Here is a 17,476-nt window from a genome sequence, read left to right on the forward strand (position 1 = left end):
TGGGGGACGTTGCGCATCGTACATCGCGACCCCGTGCCCGTCGCTTCTCATCATCGCGAAGAAGACACGTGCCGGTGCTCACCTGTTGCACCGAAATCTCGAGGTCATGTCCGACACCCACCTCGAAGGACAAGCGGACACATTCGAGCCATCGGCGATCCAGGCGCGCGACGCGAACGACGAGAACGCGTGATTTCCCGAGCGAGCGCGCGGCGGCACGCGACTTGTAACGAGTCACGATGTGCGCGCGGCGATGCTCTTCGGCATGCTCTTCGCGACGCTGACGCTGGTGAGCACGGTCGCGGCGGCGCCGCGTCATCGTCCGCGCGCGCGCACGACGAAGCCGAAGCCTGCGACGAAGAAGGTCACGCCCGTCGCGCCGCCTGCACCTGTAGAGCCTGCACCTGCACCTGTACAGGCACCGGTGCTCGTGGCGCACGATACGGACAAGGTGATCGCACCGCCGCCCGATCCGCTCCGTCGTTTCACGGTGGGGATCAATCCGCTGCCGATCATCGCCGGTCGTTACGGCGTCAACGTCGAAGTGCTGCCGTTCCGGCATCACGCGATCGTGGGGACGGCGTTCTACCAGACCTTCACGCCGCGGATGCTGGAGGTGCTGATGCCTTCGGTGGTCGACGTGAGCCGCGGCGCCGACGCGAGGTTCGGCGGCGAGCTCGGCTACCGCGTCTACTCCGGCGATCGCGGCGCGCACGGGTTCTTCGCCGGCGTCTCGGGCGTGGCGATGCCGCTCGCGCTGCCGCGGCTCACGCCGGACTTCCGCTCCGAGGTCGTGTCGTTCCACGCGTTCGGCGGCGCGCTCGACGTCGGCGTGCAGGTGCAGACGAGCTGGGGCTTCACCGTCGGCGGCGGCATCGGCGCGATGTACCTCGCCTACGATCCGCCGAGGTCCGCGACGCCGCCGCCGGGCGCGCCGAACGTGAACGTGACCGCGCCGCACGTGCTGCCGCGGCTCCTCCTCTCCGCGGGCTGGTCGTTCTGATTCGGCTCTGATTCGGCTCTGGTTCAGGGCGCGGTGTCGGCCTGATCGGAGAACCACGCGCTCGCGTGGCTGTCGATCATGCCTGCGCCCATCGCGCGCCACGTCATCGACGTCCACGACCCCTTGTTGAGGATGACGTCGTTGTGGAGCGCGCTGCTCTGCCAGATCGAGATCGCCTGCCTCGAGTCGAGGACGAGGCCCGCGCTGATCTCGCCCGGCTGGCCGATCGTGATCTCGAAGCCGGTCCCCTTGAAGCCCGCGATCTCCTGCGGCTTGTACCACATGCATTTCGCCTGGGCGTGGTCGGCGGTGTAGCAGCACGGGGTCCACGGACCGTTGGAGGTCCAACTATGTCCGTTGCACGCGGGCGAGACGCGCGGCGACGACCGGAGATCGTTCACGTGCGCGGCGGCGACCTTCGACAGCGACTTCGAGATCGGGATCGGCGGGAGGCCGTTCTGGCCGCGGTACGTGTTGATCGCGTTCGCGAGCTCGAGCCCGCGCGCGTCGATCCCGGACGGCGGTTGCGGTTGCGGCTGGGGTTGCGGTTGCGGCTGGGGCTGCGGAGGGACGGGCCACGGCAACGGCGGGGCGCCGCCTTTCAGGAGATCGTTCAGCAGCGTGAGCCACGGGTTGTAGGGTTGGCCCGGCTGCTGCGAAGGCGCGGGTGCCGGCGCAGGCGCAGGCGCAGGCGCGGGTGCCGGCGCGGGCGCGGGTGCCGGCGCAGGCGCGGGGGCCGGTGCGGGCGCGGGCGCGGGTTGGTAGCCGGGTTGCGGGTACGACGGATAGGGCTGCGGCTGCTGTTGCGGCGGGTAGTAGTACGGGTACGGCTGCTGCGGTGGTGGCTGCGTCTGCGCGGAGGTGCTGGTGCTTGGCAGGTGACAGGCCACACCGAGGGTGAAGACGAGAGCGAAGGGGACCGCGCGACGCATGGGCGGCGAGCCTAGCAGCGATGGGTCCTGGATCGTGCGCGCACGATCGCGCGGCGCGCGTCTCTTCTGGAAGACACCAGTCCTGGAAGACACCAGTCCGATCGCGCGGATCGTGGACCGCCGGCTCGGGCACGCGCCGGAGGCGATTGCGCAATTCGTATTCTGAAGCCGGAAAATACGGCCGAAACGAGGCTCTTTCAGATTCAGATATGCGGCATACAGCGTGCTCCACATCGCCGTAAGTGCGATGAAGAACTGGCTCCTTCTGCTGCTCGTCTGCCTCACCGTCCTCGCGCCGATCGGCTGTGCTGTACCGCTCGAAGAAGAGGAGGAGGAGCAAGGCTCGACCGAGAGCAGCATCGTCTCCGCGGCCGGCGGCGCGTGCCCGACCGACGGGCGCATGTCGCAGGGCTTCAAGAAGGGTCACGACGGCGTCGATCTCGCGAACGCGAAGGGGACGCCGATCTTCGCGGTCGCGGCCGGCGTGGTCACGGCGTCGGGTCCGGCGCAGGGTTATGGCCAGTGGATCCGCATCAAGCACGACGACGGCAGCATGACGGAGTACGGCCACATGTACCGGCGCGACGTGAAGGTCGGCGTTCGCGTGAAGGCGGGGCAGCGCATCGCGCTCATGGGGTCCGAGGGTCGTTCGACGGGTCCGCATCTCCATCTCCGCACGTACCGCAGCGCCAACAAGACGGGCTCCGGCAACGGCATCAGCCCGACCGAGTACCTCAAGGCGCGCGGCGTCTCGTTGCCTTGCAAGCCGAGCGGCGCGACGCTCACGGACGACGACGTCGCCCCGCCGGGCGCAAAGGACGACGGCGCCGACGGCGACGACGAGAACGACGGCGTCACGGTCGACGTCTGGAAGACGACCGACGTCCGCGCCTCGGCAGAGACGGACGCAGACGTCATCGGCAAAGCGACGGCGAAGAAGAGCTACCCGGCGGTCTGCTGGACGACCGGCGACACGGTCTCCTCGAACGGCTACGAGCACGACCGCTGGGTAAAGATCGACGCCGACGGCGCCGTCGGCTTCGTGAGCGGCATCTTCTTGAAGGGCGATCAAACGGGCAACATCACGACGGAGTGCCCCTAGCGCGCACGCCACGCCAAGGCCGCTCCGCGCGCGGCGACGCCGCGGCCAATCTCGGCGACCGCTGCGTCCGCATGCCGGTCGCTACGCGATGACGCGGCCGGTCTCGCCGCGCGGTGGCGTCCGCGGGTCGGTCGCTATGTCGCTACGCGAAGTGCGTGGCGGCGATGCGGCCGATGTCGGCGAGCGCGGTGGCGTCCGCGTGGCCGTCGCTGAGGTAGGCGGTGACGAGGATCGGTGCGCGTCCCGGCGGCGATACGATCGCGACGTCGTTCGTCGCGCCGCGGGGGCCGGTCCCGGTCTTGTCGCCGGCGGCCGCGCTCCAGTCGGCGGGGAAGCCGGCGCGGAGGCGGTCTTTGCCTGTCGTCGATGCGCGGAGCCAGCCGAGCAGTCGCTCGCGGCTCGTGGTCGTGAGCGCCTCGCCGCAGAGGAGCGCGCGCATGAGCCCCGCCATCGCGCGGGGCGAGGTCGTGTCGCGCGGATCGCCCGGCGCGTTCTCGTTCAAGGAGGGCTCCGTGCGATCGAGCCGCGTGACCTCGTCGCCGTGCGCGCGCGCGAAGCTCGTGAGCGCGGCGGGGCCGCCGAGCCGCGCGAGCAGGAGGTTCGCGGCGGCGTTGTCGCTCACCGTGACCGCCGCCTCCGCGAGGGCCTCGACGCTCATGCCTCCGTCGCGGACATGCTCCCGCGTCACCGGCGAGTGCTCGAGCAGCTCGCCATCGCCGTAAGCGAGGCGCTCGCCGAGGTCGAGCGCACCTCGATCGACGCGCTCGAGCATCAGCGCCGCGAGCACCCACTTGAACGTCGAGCACATCGCGAACCGCTCATCGTCCCGATGCGCGATCGCGCGCCCGCTCGCAGTATCGATCGCGAACACCCCAACCCGCCCACCGACCCGCCGCTCCACCTCCGCGATCGCGCCGCTCGCGATCGCGCTGCTCGCGATCGCGCTGCTCGCGACGTGCTCCTCCGCTCGTCGCGGCATCGTCGCGCCCGCCGCGACAGCCCTTCCGCGCCCGATCGGCTCACGCCGCGGCGCGCACGCCCCTCCCCGCGCGGCCGGCGCGCAGCCAGCCGAAGCAAGAAGGGCAACCGCACCCGCAAGGAGCCGCCGTCGCGTGCATGTTGCAAGCATGGGAGCGCTCAACGCCGCCCCCACGTACCCGATTCCCCCGTGAGACGCCCCAGGTGAGAAGACCCACCCGCGCCCCACGCGATCACGCCGAAACGAAGCGAAGACGTCGTGCGGGCCATGAAAAGGACAGAGAGTATCCACCATGCTGGTGCGGAGCGGTGGGTGCGTGACAGGCGCTGTGGTCGCATTACTCGTGCTTTTACGTATCGGTATTTTCGTGCTTTACGATGCATAGGTCATAAAGTAACTTCTCGATCCTGCCGTCGTTGCGATTTTTCGCAGATGGTCCGGGAGGGGAAGATGTCCGAGCGTCGTCGTGGGGTGTGGCCGTTCGTCGTGCTTGGGCTCTTCGTGGCGTGCGGTCCGGAGCGGGACGAGTCGGCCACTACGAACGCGTCGCCGCTGGTCGCGAGCGCCCGCACGGCGCTCGTGACCACACCGGAGATCTCGCAGTTCGCCGTCTATGCGTCGAACTCGGTGGCGCTCATGGATCGCGTGGTCGTCGCCGGCGGTCACGTGGGCGTCAAGCTCTCTGCAGGCGGGCCCTTCCTCGTGAACGGCTACCAGGCCGCCCTTGCCGCGGACTCGCGCGTCGATACGAGCCGCGATCTCCTCGCGGAGCGTGTCTTGCTCAAGGACCGCGCGACCGTGGGGGACGTCGAGGCGACACACATCACCAACCAGTTTGGTGTGTTCGCGCAGCAGTATCCGCTCCCGCCGATGCCCGCATTTCCAGAGGCCGCTGCGGCGATCCCAGGGAGCACGCCCCGAACGGTTCCCTCGGGACAAACGCAGACGCTGGCGGCCGGCGCGTACGCCGCGGTAACGGTGAACGGTACCCTCAACCTCGGCGGCGGCACGTATGACTTCGCGTCGCTCATGCTCGGCAACGACGCCAGGCTTCAGGCCCTCGCGTCGTCGACGGTTCGCATAGCGGGCCGCCTCGCGACGGGCGATCGCGCACGCATCGTCCCGAGCGGGATTTCGCTCACGGCGAAGGACATGCGGCTCGAGGTCCACGGCCAGAACGGCGCCTCGGGAGCGCTGAACGCGACGCCGCGTGCGGCCGTGCTCGGAAACGACACGGTCGTCCGCGCGCTCGTGCTCGTGCCGAACGGGACACTGCAGACGGGGCATCGCACGAACGCGACCGGTGCTCTCTTCGCGCGCGACGTCTTGGTCAACCTCGACGCGCGCGTGACCTTCGAGGACGGCTTCTCCTCGGGGACGTGCGACTCGTGCGACGACAACAATCCCTGCACGACCGACGCGTGCTCGTCCGGCTCCTGTGAGCACACGCCTGTGTCGAATGGAACCGCTTGCAACGACGACAATCCGTGCACGCTCACGGATACGTGCCAAGGCGGCACGTGCGTCGGTGGAGATCCCGTCATCTGCGCTCCGCTCGATCCATGCCGCGTCGCGGGCACCTGCGATCCGTCGACGGGAACGTGCTCGAATCCACCTGCGCCGGACGGCCAGCCGTGCGATAGCGGCGACCGTTGCGTCGCGGCGTTCTGCGCGAATGGCGCGTGTACGGGCGGTACTCCGGTCACGTGCACGTCTCCTGGCCCATGCGAGACGGCCGTCTGCGATCCGACGGTTGAACGAAGCCGGCTTCGCCGGCAGCTCGGCCGGGGTCGTGACGAGCTGATCACGTCGTCGGCGTAGCCGCTGGCGGGGAAGAGCCCGCGCGCAGCGTCACGTGCGATCCGTCCGTCCTCGAGCGCGGCGATCCTGGTCCATCTCGGCGTTCCAGCGCCGAGCAGACCAAGGAGATCGCCATGGGAAAGCTGTGTGACCAGATGATCGAGGACCTTCAGCTTCGCGACTACGCGCGGAAAACGTGCAGGTCGTACGTGGACTGCGCGCGGGCGTTCGTAGCGTACCACCGCAAGCCGCCGCAGCAGATGGGCGAGCTCGAGGTCCGCGAGTTCCTGATGCACCTCGTCGAGAAGAGGAAGGTGAGCCCGGCCCACCGGAAGATGCACGTCGCCGCGATCAAGTTCCTCTACCAGGTCACGTTGCGGCGGCCGGATGTCGTCGCCAGGATCCCGTGGCCGAAGGTGCCGCAGGGCGTACCCGAGATCCTGAGCGGCAGCGAGGTCGCGGCGCTCCTCGACGCCGTCGAGTCGGTCAAGCACCGCGCCGTCATCATGACCGCGTACGGCGCCGGGCTCCGGATCAGCGAGGTCTGCGGGCTGCGCGTCGAGGACATCGACAGCAAGCGGATGACGATCCGAGTCCGCCACGGGAAAGGGAACCAGGCGCGGTACGTCCCGCTGCCCGAGCGGGTGCTCTTCCTTCTGCGGCGATACTGGGCTGTCGAGCGCCCGACGAAACCGTGGCTCTTCGGTGGCGCCCAGGCCGGCTGTCCGTTGTCGCAGGCGTCGGTGCGGTATCACCTCGACGCGGCGGCCAAGAAGACGGGCGTCGCCAAGCGCGTGAAGCCGCACATCCTCCGGCACACGTTCGCGACCCACCTCCTCGAGCTCGGTACGGACATCCGCGTGATCCAGATGCTCCTCGGGCATCGCTCGATCCGGACGACCGTCCGCTACACGCGCGTCACGAGCCGCGTGCTCGCCAAGACGAAGAGCCCAGCCGACGTCCTCGGCACGCCGAAGCAGAAGATGATCGGCTAACGCGCTCTGGTCGCGCACGCGCACCCGCCCGCCGGGGTGCACGCCGAAGGTAGGCCCGTTCTCGAGGTCGCGGATATCGTCCGCCTCCACGGTGAGGCCTTCGTGCGCGCGCACGCCCTCTCGCCGGATCAGCACGCCGTCCTCCGCGCCGTCGCGCGGTGCCGGACGGCGGCGCTGGGCGGACACGTCGACGTGTGCGACGCGTGCGGCTACGGCGCGATCGCCTACAACTCGTGCCGCAACCGTCACTGCCCAAAGTGCCAGGCATTGAGCCAGTCGCGATGGATCAACCGGCGGATGGAGCGCGTCCTGCCGACCCACGCCTTCCACGTGGTCTTCACGATCCCCTCCGAGCTCCACGGCCTCGCGCTCGTCAACCGCGAAGAGATCTTCGACATCCTCTTCGCCGCAGCGGCCGAGTCGCTCCTCGAGCTCGGGCGCGATCGCCGGTGGCTCGGCGCCGAGCTCGGGATCACGAGCGTCCTGCATACGTGGACGCGCGACCTTCGCTTCCACCCCCACGTCCACTGCGTCGTCTCCGGCGGCGGCCTCTCCCCCGACGGCACCGAATGGATCGCCGCGCGTCCCGAGTTCCTGTTCCCGGTCCGCGTCCTCGGCGCGCTCTTCCGCGGCAAGTTCCTCGACCGCCTCGCCCGCCTCTACGATCGCGGCGCGCTTCGGCTCGACGGTCCCGCCGCGGGGCTCGCCGACAAGACGCGCTTCGCGCGTGTGAAGGACAAGCTCCATCGGACGCGATGGGTCGTCTACGCCAAGCGCCCCTTCGGCGGCCCCGAGCAGGTCTTCCGCTATCTCGGCCGCTACACGCACCGCGTCGGCCTCTCGAATCGCCGCCTCGTCTCGCTCGACGAGCGCGGCGTCACATTCCGCACGCACGGCGAGCGGACCGCCACCCTCGCGCCCGACGAGTTCCTCCGGCGCTTCCTCCTTCATGTCCTGCCGAAGGGCTACGTCAAGATCCGGCACCACGGCCTGATGGCCGCGAGCAACGTCACGACTCGGCTCGTCGCGGCTCGTCGCCTCCTTGATCGTGCCCCGCTGCCCGCTGCTCCCGAGGTCTCGCGGAGCCCCGCCGACTTCCGCGAACTCCTCCTCGCGCTCACCGGCGTCGACCTCCGGAGCTGTCCCCGCTGCGGCGAGCTCGCGATGCGCCGCCACCCGCTCCCCCTGACCCTCGCCGGGCCGACGCCGCCGGACACTTCATGAGCACGAACTTCCGCTTCCCGATCGTGTCGCCCCGCGAGGTCGCTCCGGCCGCCGTCGACGGCGACGTGTTGCCCGCGTCTCCGGCGTCGACGTCGGGCGACCGGTCGGTCCCACTCCGCACGCCGCACGACACCACGATCTCGCGATCCACCCAGCGCCGTCCCGCCCGGCGATCTGCTCGCGCCCCCTCACCGACGCCGAGCCGCTGGCCACTTCTCCCATAGCGGACCCACCGCGAACACCCAGCTCGGCTTCGTTCAACTCGACGTTTCGGCTGCGCGGTCCCGGTCGACGGTCGGCTCGTCCTACGCGCAGCCAAACGCCTACTGGTTGGCTGCGTCGTTTCGAATGCACCGCCCGGGACGAGCTGCGAGACCGACGGCAACGCCTGCAACGGAACGTCGTCCTGCGATGGAAGCGGCCACTGCATCGACGGGTCGCCACCCGCCTGCGTAGCACCGGAGCCGTGCGTCATCGCGACGTGCGATCCGACTCTCGGCTGCCAGCTCATGCCGGTGCCCGCAGGGACTGTCTGCGGAGGAGGGCCTGCGTGCGCGGGTCAATCCACGTGTGACGGGCTTGGCGCCTGCGTGCCCCGCGCGCCGATCGCGTGCACTTCGACATCTGCGTGTCTCACCGCGACATGCGACTTGGAGGCTGGATGCGTTCTCACCCCTGTCGCCGAAGGGACCGTATGCGATGTGGACATGAACGTCTGCAATGGCACGGCCAGGTGTACGGCCGCGGGTGCATGTCAGCCCGAGGCAGCGCCCAGTTGCGCCTCGGCGGATCCGTGTTTCGTTGGTTCGTGCGAACCCACGACCGGCTGCACGCTCACGCCGGTTGTCGGCGCACCTGGTTGTGCGCCGGTTCTCGAACCACCGCCAGTTGATCCGACTGTGGCCGCAAGCACGGCTGACCGCATGGCGTTCCTCTACTCTGGATCGTCACCCGTGCAGACTGGTGTTGCTGTCGGTATCATTGCGCCGGAGCGCGTCGCGGTCCTTCGCGGACGCGTCTTCGACGCAGATGAGGTGACGCCAAGGGCCGGGATAACCGTCCGCATCAATGGACACCCGGAGTTCGGGCAGACAATAACCCGCGCGGACGGGACGTATGACCTCGCCGTCAACGGCGGGACCAGCTACGTCGTCGACGCTCGAGGTGCAGGCTACCTGCCGGTGCAGCGTCGCGGAAGCGTCGGTTGGCATGGTTGGGGAATCGTCGAGGACATCGTCCTTACGCGGCCTCAGTCCAGTGCCGATCTCTTCATCAGCGGCAGCGACGCAGCTCAAGTAGTTCGTGGTCTTGTAACGCCGAGTGGTGAAGATGCTGACGGCGAACGGCAGGCGCTGATTGTCTTTCCACCGAATACCCATTTCACCAACTATGCTGTTCCCGACGGGACGCCGCTCGAAGTCCAAGTCACCGAGTACACGCGTGGTCCGCGAGGACAGAGTCGGATGCCCGGGGAGCTTCCTCCGACGAGTGGGTACACCTATGCCTTCGAGTTGGGCTTCCCAGCGGCGACGGCTGCGGGCGTCGCCGATGTGACGTTTGATCGAGATGTCTCGGTCTACGTCGACAACTTCACGCACTATCCCGTCGGCGAGACGGTGCCTCTTGGCTACTACGACCGCGCCAAGGGCGCGTGGATGGCCGAGAAGTCCGGACGCATTCTGAAGATCGTGGGTGTGACCGGCGGCATGGCGATGGTCGACGTCACCGGCGATGGCGTTGCCGACACGGGTGCTGCACTCGCGGATCTCGGAATCACGACGAGCGAGCTATCGGCGCTCGCGGGACAACACCCCGTCGGAGCCGAGCTCTGGCGCGTGACGATGAGCCATTTCTCAGCGTGGGACTGCAATTGGGGGTTCGGTCCCCCAGATGGAGCGGTGCCGCCTCCAACTCCGGACCCGGCCGACGACGAGGTCGATGACCCGTGTGAGCGGGATGGCTCGATCATTGGATGCGAATCACGAACGCTCGGGGAGACACTCCCGCTGATTGGCACCCCGTTCAACCTTCGGTACCTGAGCTCCCGAAGCTCCGGGTTCAAGTCTCGAATTCGGATGCGGCTTGCGGGTGACACGCCGCCACCGTCCTCCCTCCAGCGCGTACGAATAGAGATCGAGGTCGCTGGCCGGAGAGAGACCTTCGTGAAGTATCCCCCTATTGTGCCGAAAGAGACGTTCGAATGGACTTGGGACAATCGGGACGCGTACGGGCGTGATGTCGGTGCCGGGCGGTTTGACGTGCGCGTCCGTGTCGGCTACGAGTATGCGGCGTCTACGACGTTCAGCACGGCCGTCTTCGGCGCGATCTCGGGATTCCCGATCGACGGCAATCGCGACGCGCGTACGATAACAATATGGCAGACTGCGACGAGCTCCGTCATGCGCCCGATCGCGCCGGCGGGGTTCGGCGGTTGGATGCTCGACGTTCAGCATGCGGCGGACATGGAAGCGCTCACGCTGTATCGAGGAGACGGCCGGACCAAGCGCCAACCAGACTCTGGCTACATTGTTGACGCCTTTGCGGGCGGCGGCATCTATCCGAATTTCAACGATGGTGGCGATGCCCAGCAGGCGTATCTCGGCACCCAATTGAAGATGGCAACGGGACCGGACGGGACGCTCTACTTCGTCTCCGATGGTAGTAGCAGCGGCCTCAGCCGCGTGCGCGCCGTTGGAACGGACGGCAGCATCTCGACGCTCGCCGGAGTGCCTCCGACTGTACCGAAGGTGGACGGCGCGCCCGCGCTTCATGCCGAGGTACGCCCCGCCGGAATAGCAGTCGGCGCCGATGGTGCTATCTACTTCGCCGAAGAAGCCCTTCACCAGGTATGGAAGATAGTGCCAGGGCCCACGCCCACACTGCAACACGTCGCGGGCAAGCCCGCGCCTAATCGCAACTGCTTTACCAATTGCGGTGACGGTGGTGATGCCCGGCAAGCAGACCTACCGTTTCCCAGGCATCTCGCGGTCGCAAACGACGGAACGGTCTTCGTGACCAGCGATCAGTGGATTCGACGGATCGGGCCGGAGGGCACAATCTCCACCTATGGCGTTGCATCGCTACCGTTTGGGCTCCATTTGCAGTCCAACGGCACACTCCTGGTGGAAAACTTCTCGGCTCTCTCTCGCATCGACCCGAGCGGCACCCAGTCCACTGTGCGCGATCCGGTAACGCAAGCTCCATTGGAGCTTCAGCAGTGGTGTGAAGAATCATCGGGGCCGAGCACAACGCAAATCGTTCCACTAGACAACGGCGGGTTCATGGTCGGCTGCTACGGTCACCTTCTGCGGCGCTCGCCCCAAGGAGCGATGGTTCGGATTGCCGGTCAGCCGGACGTCTTCGGTCTGTCAGGCGATGGAGGCCCTGCAATCCATGCACACTTTCAGCAGCTCAGCATGCTGGCTTTCGGACAGAAGGGTGAGCTCTTCGTTGGCATGGCATTCAACGGCAGGCCCTACATCCGCAGGCTACGACCGCTAACGTTTCCTGCCGCTGGGCCTTCGTCGTTCCGCATTTCTAGTGAGGACGGTAGCGAGATCTACGAAGTGGACGCTGCGGGTCGCCATCTCCGTACGCTCTCTGCGCTGCGCGGCACACCGATCTACACGTTTGTCCAGGATCCAGCGACCGGTCACCTCCAGTCCGTCACCGATGCCTCCGGCAACGAGACGCGCTTTGCCTATACCTCTGACGGAGTGACGGTCACTGCTCCACACGGACAGATCACGACGCTCATGCTCGATTCGAAGGGCCACCTTGCGCGTCTGAGCGGCCCGATGTCCACCGACGTCATCGATGTCGTACACGACACCGGCGGCCTCTTGACCGACCTCGTCCGTCCGGGCGGCCGCGTCCATCACTTCGACTACGATGATGACGGCCGGCTCATCAAGGACAGTGATGCCATTCCCGGGTCGAGTGGCACACGGCTCGCCGCGTCGACCCACGGCATGGGCTGGTCCGTTGACGTCACGTCACCCGAGGACCGCGTGACGCGCCACCGTGTCGATCGCGGTATCAGCTTCGGCGATACGAAGATCGTCGAGCGGCGGACCATAACCAGAGGCCCGAATACGAGCTCACCGGTTGCAACGGTCCTCGATCGCCTGGTGAGCGGTTTCCAGAACGCGTCCGAGCCCGACGGCACGAAGGTCACCGTTCTCGCGACGGCGACCGATCCGCGTTGGGGAACGACGTACGCATCATCGATACGCACCGACGTCGGCTTCCCGGCGGTGACGCATTCGATGCTCCGCAGCGAGTCGCGCACGGCCACGCTCGCTACGCCCGACAATCCTTTCGCCGTCAGCGGCCAGACCATCACCACGACGGTTGCCGGGGCCGGTCTGCCGAACGCCACCTCCACCCGCGTCTTCGCTGCAGGCTCCCCCGCGACCTGGACCACCACGAGCCCCGTGGGCCGCCAGACGCGCGTGACGCTCGACACCCTCGACCGTTTCAGCAGCGTCTCGGTGCTCGGCACCGATCCCGTCCTTCACCCGATCCACTACCACTACGACGATCGCGGTCGTGTCGACCAGATCACGCACGGGACTCGCGTGTACACGACGAGCTACGATCCCGCTACCGGATGGGTCGAGAGCACGACGAATCCCGCCGGTCTCGACGTGAGCTACGCGTCCCGTGATGCGAACGGCCGCCCCACGCTCATCAACCTACCGGGCGGTCGCGCCCTCGGCCTAAGCTACGATCCGAGCGGGAACGTGCTCTCGGTCACCCCGCCCAGCAAGCCCCCGCACTCCTTCTCGTGGGATCCGACCAATCGCCTCGCCGCGTACGCGCCACCAGACCTGAGCTTCGCACCGAAAGACACGACGTACACGCGCGACAACGACGGACTCCTCCTTCACGTAGCACAGCCGGGGACGCCGACGACGTTCGCATACGATGCGCTCGGTCGACCCCACCAGAGGACGGACGCGGTAGCGAGGACGTACGCTTACGATCCACAAGGACGCCTCTCGAGCATCACGACGAGCGACGGCGTCACGCTCACGAACACGTACGACGGCTCGCTCCTCGCGAGGCAGGCCATCACCGGGCCGTTCAGCCACGAGCTGAACAAGACGTACGACAACTTCTTGCGCGTCTCGGCGTCCAACGTCGACGGCGCGGACACGGTCGCGCTGACCTACGATCGCGACGGCTTCGTCACCGCTGCCGGCCCCATGACGGTCACGCGTGGAAGCGCCGGTCTCCTCAAGAGCACGACGCTCGGCGCGCTCACCGAAACGTTCGGCTACAACGCCCACGGCGAAGTCGTCGGCCACGCGCTCTCCGGCAGCGCCACGACCTACGCCGTCACCTACGCGCGCGACGCCGCCGGACGCATCGAGACAAAGACGGAGACGATCGACGGCGTCTCGACGATCGAGCGCTACACCTACGACGCGGCCGGGCGCCTCTGGCAGGTCTTCGTCAACGGCGCCTCCACACCGCTCTCCGAGTGGACCTACGACGCGAACGGCAACCGCACCGACGGCTCATACGACTTGCAGGACCGTCAGCTCTCGCACGAAGGCTTCTCGTTCGCCTATGGACCCAACGGCGAGCGCTTCAAGAAGACCGACGACATCACACACGTCGAGACGCTCTACGACTACGACGCGCAGGGCAACCTCCGGAGCGTCACACGACCGGCGCCGCTCGCGCCGATCGACTACGTCATTGACGGTCGCGGCCGTCGCATCGGAAAGAAGGTCGGCGGCACCCTCGTGCAGGGCTTCCTCTACGACGGCGCACGCATCGTCGCGGAGCTCGACGCCAGCGGCGTCCTCGTCTCGCGCTTCGTCTACGCCACGGGCGGCCACTCCCCCGACTTCATGGTGCGGGGCGGTGTCACCTATCGCTTCGTCAAGGACCACCTCGGCACGCCGCGTCTCGTCTTCGACTCCTCCGGCATTCTCGTCCAGCGCCTCGACGTCGACCCCTGGGGCAACATCACCACCGACACGAACCCTGACTTTCAGCCCTTCGGGTTTGCGGGCGGGCTGTGGGATCGCGACGCGGGGCTCGCGCGGTTCGGGGCGCGGGACTATGACCCGACGACCGGGCGGTGGACCACGAAGGATGCTTCGCGGTTTGGCGGCGGCCTGAACTTCTACGCCTACGCGAACAACGACCCGATCAACTACGTCGACGTAACAGGACACACTCCCGCCGTGGCGGTAGCAATCGGGGTCGGCATCGGCCTCGTGGCTGGCTACTTGACGTACACGGCGCTGCAGAACTACGCGGATAGCCAATCGCGGCCAGGTTCGATGCCTGACTTCCCACACATGCCCTACGACCCGGAGATGCCGATGGGCGGGCCGACGACGGCTCCACCTTGGGATCCGCCAGCGCCTCCAGTCCCGGACACTGGACCGCTCGACGACAGTGGCGGCATCTGCGGCGGTGATAAGAACAAGAAGGACGACCGTAAGCGAAACAAGTGTATCGCGGCATGTAGGCACCTACTGCCAGATCCTCAAGGCGATCTTCAGAGTTCGAACTTCCATCGATGCGTTGCCGAATGCATGGCGAGGTGACTAATGACGGACGAGACGGCAGAGAAATTGGTTCGGCATCTTCGCTCGGCGAATGAAGAGTTGGGCCTCGCGATTCGACTTGCAAAGGAGGAGTGTTCCGCCGATGAGTTCGAGATCTGGCGAGAGCGGCTTGCCGGGATCGTGGGCGCGCTCGTCATCGACGCACTCGACCCGCTCTATCGGGAGAGACCGTCTCTCGCGCCCGAAGCATTGAGGGACCAGTACCCGCTACGACCGTCGAGCTGATCGTCTTCTGGACCAGTAAAGACTCCTCGAGGTTCGGCTGGGGGCTGAACTTCTACGCGTACGCCAACAACGACCCAATCAACTTCGTCGATCCAACCGGGCATGCAGCAGCTGCCGCAATCGGAGTGGGCCTGGGCGCCGGTGCGGCCGGAGGCGCCATCCTTGCAGGCGGATTCGTGCTGGCCGGAGCGGGATTCATCGGATTGGCCGCATGGGACATCGTCCATCAGCTTGATGATTTCGAGCCCCCGACCATTACACACGGCGATCGCAAGGACGGTGCCGGCGGTTACCAGAACGCGAGCGACGGCGACGGTACGACGGATGACGCTCCCCCGAGTCGGGGATTCAATGCACCGACAAGAAACGGGAGGCGTGTAAGAAGAGAGCCCAAGACGCCGTCGATGAGCTCATTAAGCGGGGCCACCGGACAGGCCTCGCGGAGCGTACGATGCCGTCTTCAGCGCGTGCATGGGGGATGGAGTTCCGAAACTCTGAGTGAAAGTGCAACGCCGTGAATCGGCCAATGTCGCCCGACGACCTCATCGTCCTTCTGCGTCAGGATCCAGAGTTGGCGCTTAGGCTCGCGCTGCGCGAACGTCTTCGAGCCGTTCGAGAGCGCCGCGTGGAAGATGCTGCTGAGTATGCAGCATGTGTCGCAACGTGTGCCCTTGACCTCGACAAGGAGGCACTACGCCTTCGCTTTGCGCGGCGCGCGGCAGGTGAACGAGGGAACTATGGCGACTGGTCGTCCCTTGCGGAGGCCGCTGAGTGGAATGGATTCGTCGGAGAAGCGATTAACGCAAGGCATCGAGCGCGGGATGTTGCCAATGCTAGGGAGCGTCTGGTCGAAGATTTCTCGGCACCGTCGACTGTGGCGAGACTTCGCGCAATTCAACAACACGAAATTGTCACGTGGTTGGGGTCATTCGTTCTATGCCGCTCCGAAACAAACCCAGTTCGTTGCCTCGCCGAGACCGGTCACATCCGCGCAGTTGCAGAACGCGAGGCCGTCGTCGTTACGGACGAGGGGCGGATTCTGGGAGAGGCGATGGTCCAGCCCGCCGGGGCGAGGAGTACCGCTCATGTCGACTGGAGTGGCGTGGGCCAACGGTTGATCCACCGAAAAAGGGAGCAAGTCGCCTTCGAGCTTCACGAGGAAGTTGCCTCGTCGGTCATTCACGAGTTGGCGCGCTCCATTCGGGCATTGATCTGGATACCCGCCCGGCAAACCCTCATCGCACGGCGAGGTCAGATATTCGTTCCGTCGGCACTTGTGGCCGAACACGTGCCGGTGACCCCTGCCGTCGAATCGTTCTCTCTCGCACGAGCCTTCTTTCAAATCGGCGATCTTGAACTCGCGAAAAGAGAGATCGGAAAGGCAAAGCTCGCGGAGCCGGACGACGAAGCAATCTCTCATTGGTACGATACGATTCTGAACTGGAGCGACTGATGGGCGCGATATCGTTCGGCGGCGCCGGAAGTGCCTTGTCCTCGGAGGGCCTCGATGCGTCGCTCCTTGTCCTTGCAGGCGACGGCGGGTCGGAGGTTGCTGCGCGGCTCCGAGGTCTTGGGCGTGTCGAAGGCCGAGGCGGCCGGCACGGCAGATCTCATGGCGGCTGGCGGCCTCGGCGAGGCAATAGGCGAGGATCGCGTTGGTCTTCTTGTCCGGCCGCAGCAGGAACTGCCGCTGAGAGCAGCGGCGCGTGATCATGTAGGTCCGACCCGGTAGGATCTCCCTCGGTGTGGTCATCCGGCCTATCGGGTGCTCGGTTGGATCGGTTGCGTGGCATGTCGCGAGAGCGCCGAGACGCAGACGTCCCTGGGGGCGGACGTGAGGGCCAATCGTCGCAGGATGCTCGCAGTGCGGTTCTCGACTACTGTTGACGGCATGACCGCATGTTCGTCAGCTCGTCGTCGAGCTCATGCGGCTATCCGCCGAGAACGCGAAGCCGCCATCTGCCGAGCCGAAGAGCGGGGGATGATGCCGTCGACGCGACAGCGCGGACAAGCGCGCAGCGTGCTGCTCGCGCTCCTCTGTCTGCTCACCGCGCTGCTCTCGACGGCGCCGGCGGCCGCACGCGAGGGATTGACGGCCCGCGTCATCCACGGCGATCGCGTCTCCACGACGCGCGACGACTCCGGCACGGACTGGATGACTCGCGCAGCGCGTGTGGCCGCGATGGAGATCAGGATGCCCTCCCCCACCCGCGCGGCGCAGCCGCGCGGGTGGGGGCCCATCTACAACGCCTACGGCGAGGTCGTCGGACACGCCGTGACTGGCAGCGCGACGAGCTACGCGGCGACGTACACACGCGACGCGGCGGGGCGTATCGACACGAAGGCGGAGACGCTCGGCGGCGTCGCGCGCAGCGAACGCTACACGTACGACGCGGCGGGCCGACTCTGGCAAGTGTTCGTCAACGGAGCCTCCTCTCCAGAGCAGGAGTACGGCTACGACGACAACGGCAACCGCAACGATGGCACGCACGACGCGCAAGATCGGCAGTTGACGCACGGTGGCCTCTCCTTCGTGTACGGCCCGAACGGCGAGCTCTCGAAGAAGACCGACGACGCGACGCTGGCGGAGACGCTCTACAGCTACGACACGCACGGCAATCTT

General features: G+C 66.9%; 10 protein-coding genes. 8 read left to right on the plus strand and 2 right to left on the minus strand.

Features of this window, described 5'->3' with window-relative positions; translation table 11 throughout:
• Positions 1-241 precede the first annotated feature (241 nt).
• Positions 242-1,003 (plus strand): hypothetical protein, encoded by a 762-nt coding sequence (locus tag KF837_02930; GenBank protein ID MBX3226234.1) that lies wholly within the window; start codon positions 242-244, stop codon positions 1,001-1,003.
• Between the two features lie 23 nt (positions 1,004-1,026).
• Here KF837_02930 and KF837_02935 read toward each other — a convergent pair whose 3' ends face one another.
• Positions 1,027-1,935: a hypothetical protein gene (locus KF837_02935; GenBank protein ID MBX3226235.1), complete on the minus strand. Its 909-nt coding sequence runs from the start codon at positions 1,933-1,935 to the stop codon at positions 1,027-1,029.
• 247 nt (positions 1,936-2,182) lie between these two features.
• On the opposite strand from KF837_02935, the gene KF837_02940 reads away from it, so the two are divergent.
• Positions 2,183-3,037, plus strand: a complete 855-nt coding sequence (locus KF837_02940) for a M23 family metallopeptidase (protein ID MBX3226236.1) — start codon at positions 2,183-2,185, stop codon at positions 3,035-3,037.
• Between the two features lie 142 nt (positions 3,038-3,179).
• Here KF837_02940 and bla read toward each other — a convergent pair whose 3' ends face one another.
• A complete protein-coding gene (gene bla / locus KF837_02945; GenBank protein ID MBX3226237.1) occupies positions 3,180-4,166 on the minus strand; it encodes a class A beta-lactamase in 987 nt (328 codons plus the stop codon).
• Positions 4,167-4,466: 300 nt separating this feature from the next.
• On the opposite strand from bla, the gene KF837_02950 reads away from it, so the two are divergent.
• From KF837_02950 to KF837_02975, 6 genes are all read left to right on the plus strand, one after another.
• Positions 4,467-5,837: a hypothetical protein gene (locus tag KF837_02950; GenBank protein MBX3226238.1), complete on the plus strand. Its 1,371-nt coding sequence runs from the start codon at positions 4,467-4,469 to the stop codon at positions 5,835-5,837.
• Positions 5,838-5,950: 113 nt separating this feature from the next.
• Positions 5,951-6,811, plus strand: coding sequence for a site-specific integrase (locus KF837_02955; GenBank protein ID MBX3226239.1), 861 nt, complete (start codon positions 5,951-5,953; stop codon positions 6,809-6,811).
• Positions 6,812-6,913: 102 nt separating this feature from the next.
• Positions 6,914-8,035 carry an IS91 family transposase gene (locus KF837_02960; GenBank protein MBX3226240.1) on the plus strand — a complete coding sequence of 374 codons (1,122 nt, stop codon included), beginning with the start codon at positions 6,914-6,916 and terminating at the stop codon, positions 8,033-8,035.
• A 923-nt stretch (positions 8,036-8,958) separates the two neighbouring features.
• Positions 8,959-14,607 (plus strand): hypothetical protein, encoded by a 5,649-nt coding sequence (locus KF837_02965; protein ID MBX3226241.1) that lies wholly within the window; start codon positions 8,959-8,961, stop codon positions 14,605-14,607.
• 116 nt (positions 14,608-14,723) lie between these two features.
• Positions 14,724-15,371 (plus strand): hypothetical protein, encoded by a 648-nt coding sequence (locus KF837_02970; protein ID MBX3226242.1) that lies wholly within the window; start codon positions 14,724-14,726, stop codon positions 15,369-15,371.
• 8 nt (positions 15,372-15,379) lie between these two features.
• Positions 15,380-16,306 carry a hypothetical protein gene (locus KF837_02975; protein ID MBX3226243.1) on the plus strand — a complete coding sequence of 309 codons (927 nt, stop codon included), beginning with the start codon at positions 15,380-15,382 and terminating at the stop codon, positions 16,304-16,306.
• Positions 16,307-17,476 lie beyond the last annotated feature (1,170 nt).

The organism is Labilithrix sp. (genome assembly GCA_019637155.1).
Classification (GTDB): domain Bacteria; phylum Myxococcota_A; class Polyangia; order Polyangiales; family Polyangiaceae; genus Labilithrix.

Excerpts from the sequence above, each read along its gene's own strand:
- KF837_02935 (MBX3226235.1), bottom strand. The coding sequence starts at position 1,935 with ATGCGTCGCGCGGTCCCCTTCGCTCTCGTCTTCACCCTCGGTGTGGCC.
- KF837_02940 (MBX3226236.1), top strand. The coding sequence starts at position 2,183 with ATGAAGAACTGGCTCCTTCTGCTGCTCGTCTGCCTCACCGTCCTCGCG.
- bla (MBX3226237.1), bottom strand. The coding sequence starts at position 4,166 with ATGCTTGCAACATGCACGCGACGGCGGCTCCTTGCGGGTGCGGTTGCC.
- KF837_02950 (MBX3226238.1), top strand. The coding sequence starts at position 4,467 with ATGTCCGAGCGTCGTCGTGGGGTGTGGCCGTTCGTCGTGCTTGGGCTC.
- KF837_02955 (MBX3226239.1), top strand. The coding sequence starts at position 5,951 with ATGGGAAAGCTGTGTGACCAGATGATCGAGGACCTTCAGCTTCGCGAC.
- KF837_02965 (MBX3226241.1), top strand. The coding sequence starts at position 8,959 with ATGGCGTTCCTCTACTCTGGATCGTCACCCGTGCAGACTGGTGTTGCT.
- KF837_02975 (MBX3226243.1), top strand. The coding sequence starts at position 15,380 with ATGTCGCCCGACGACCTCATCGTCCTTCTGCGTCAGGATCCAGAGTTG.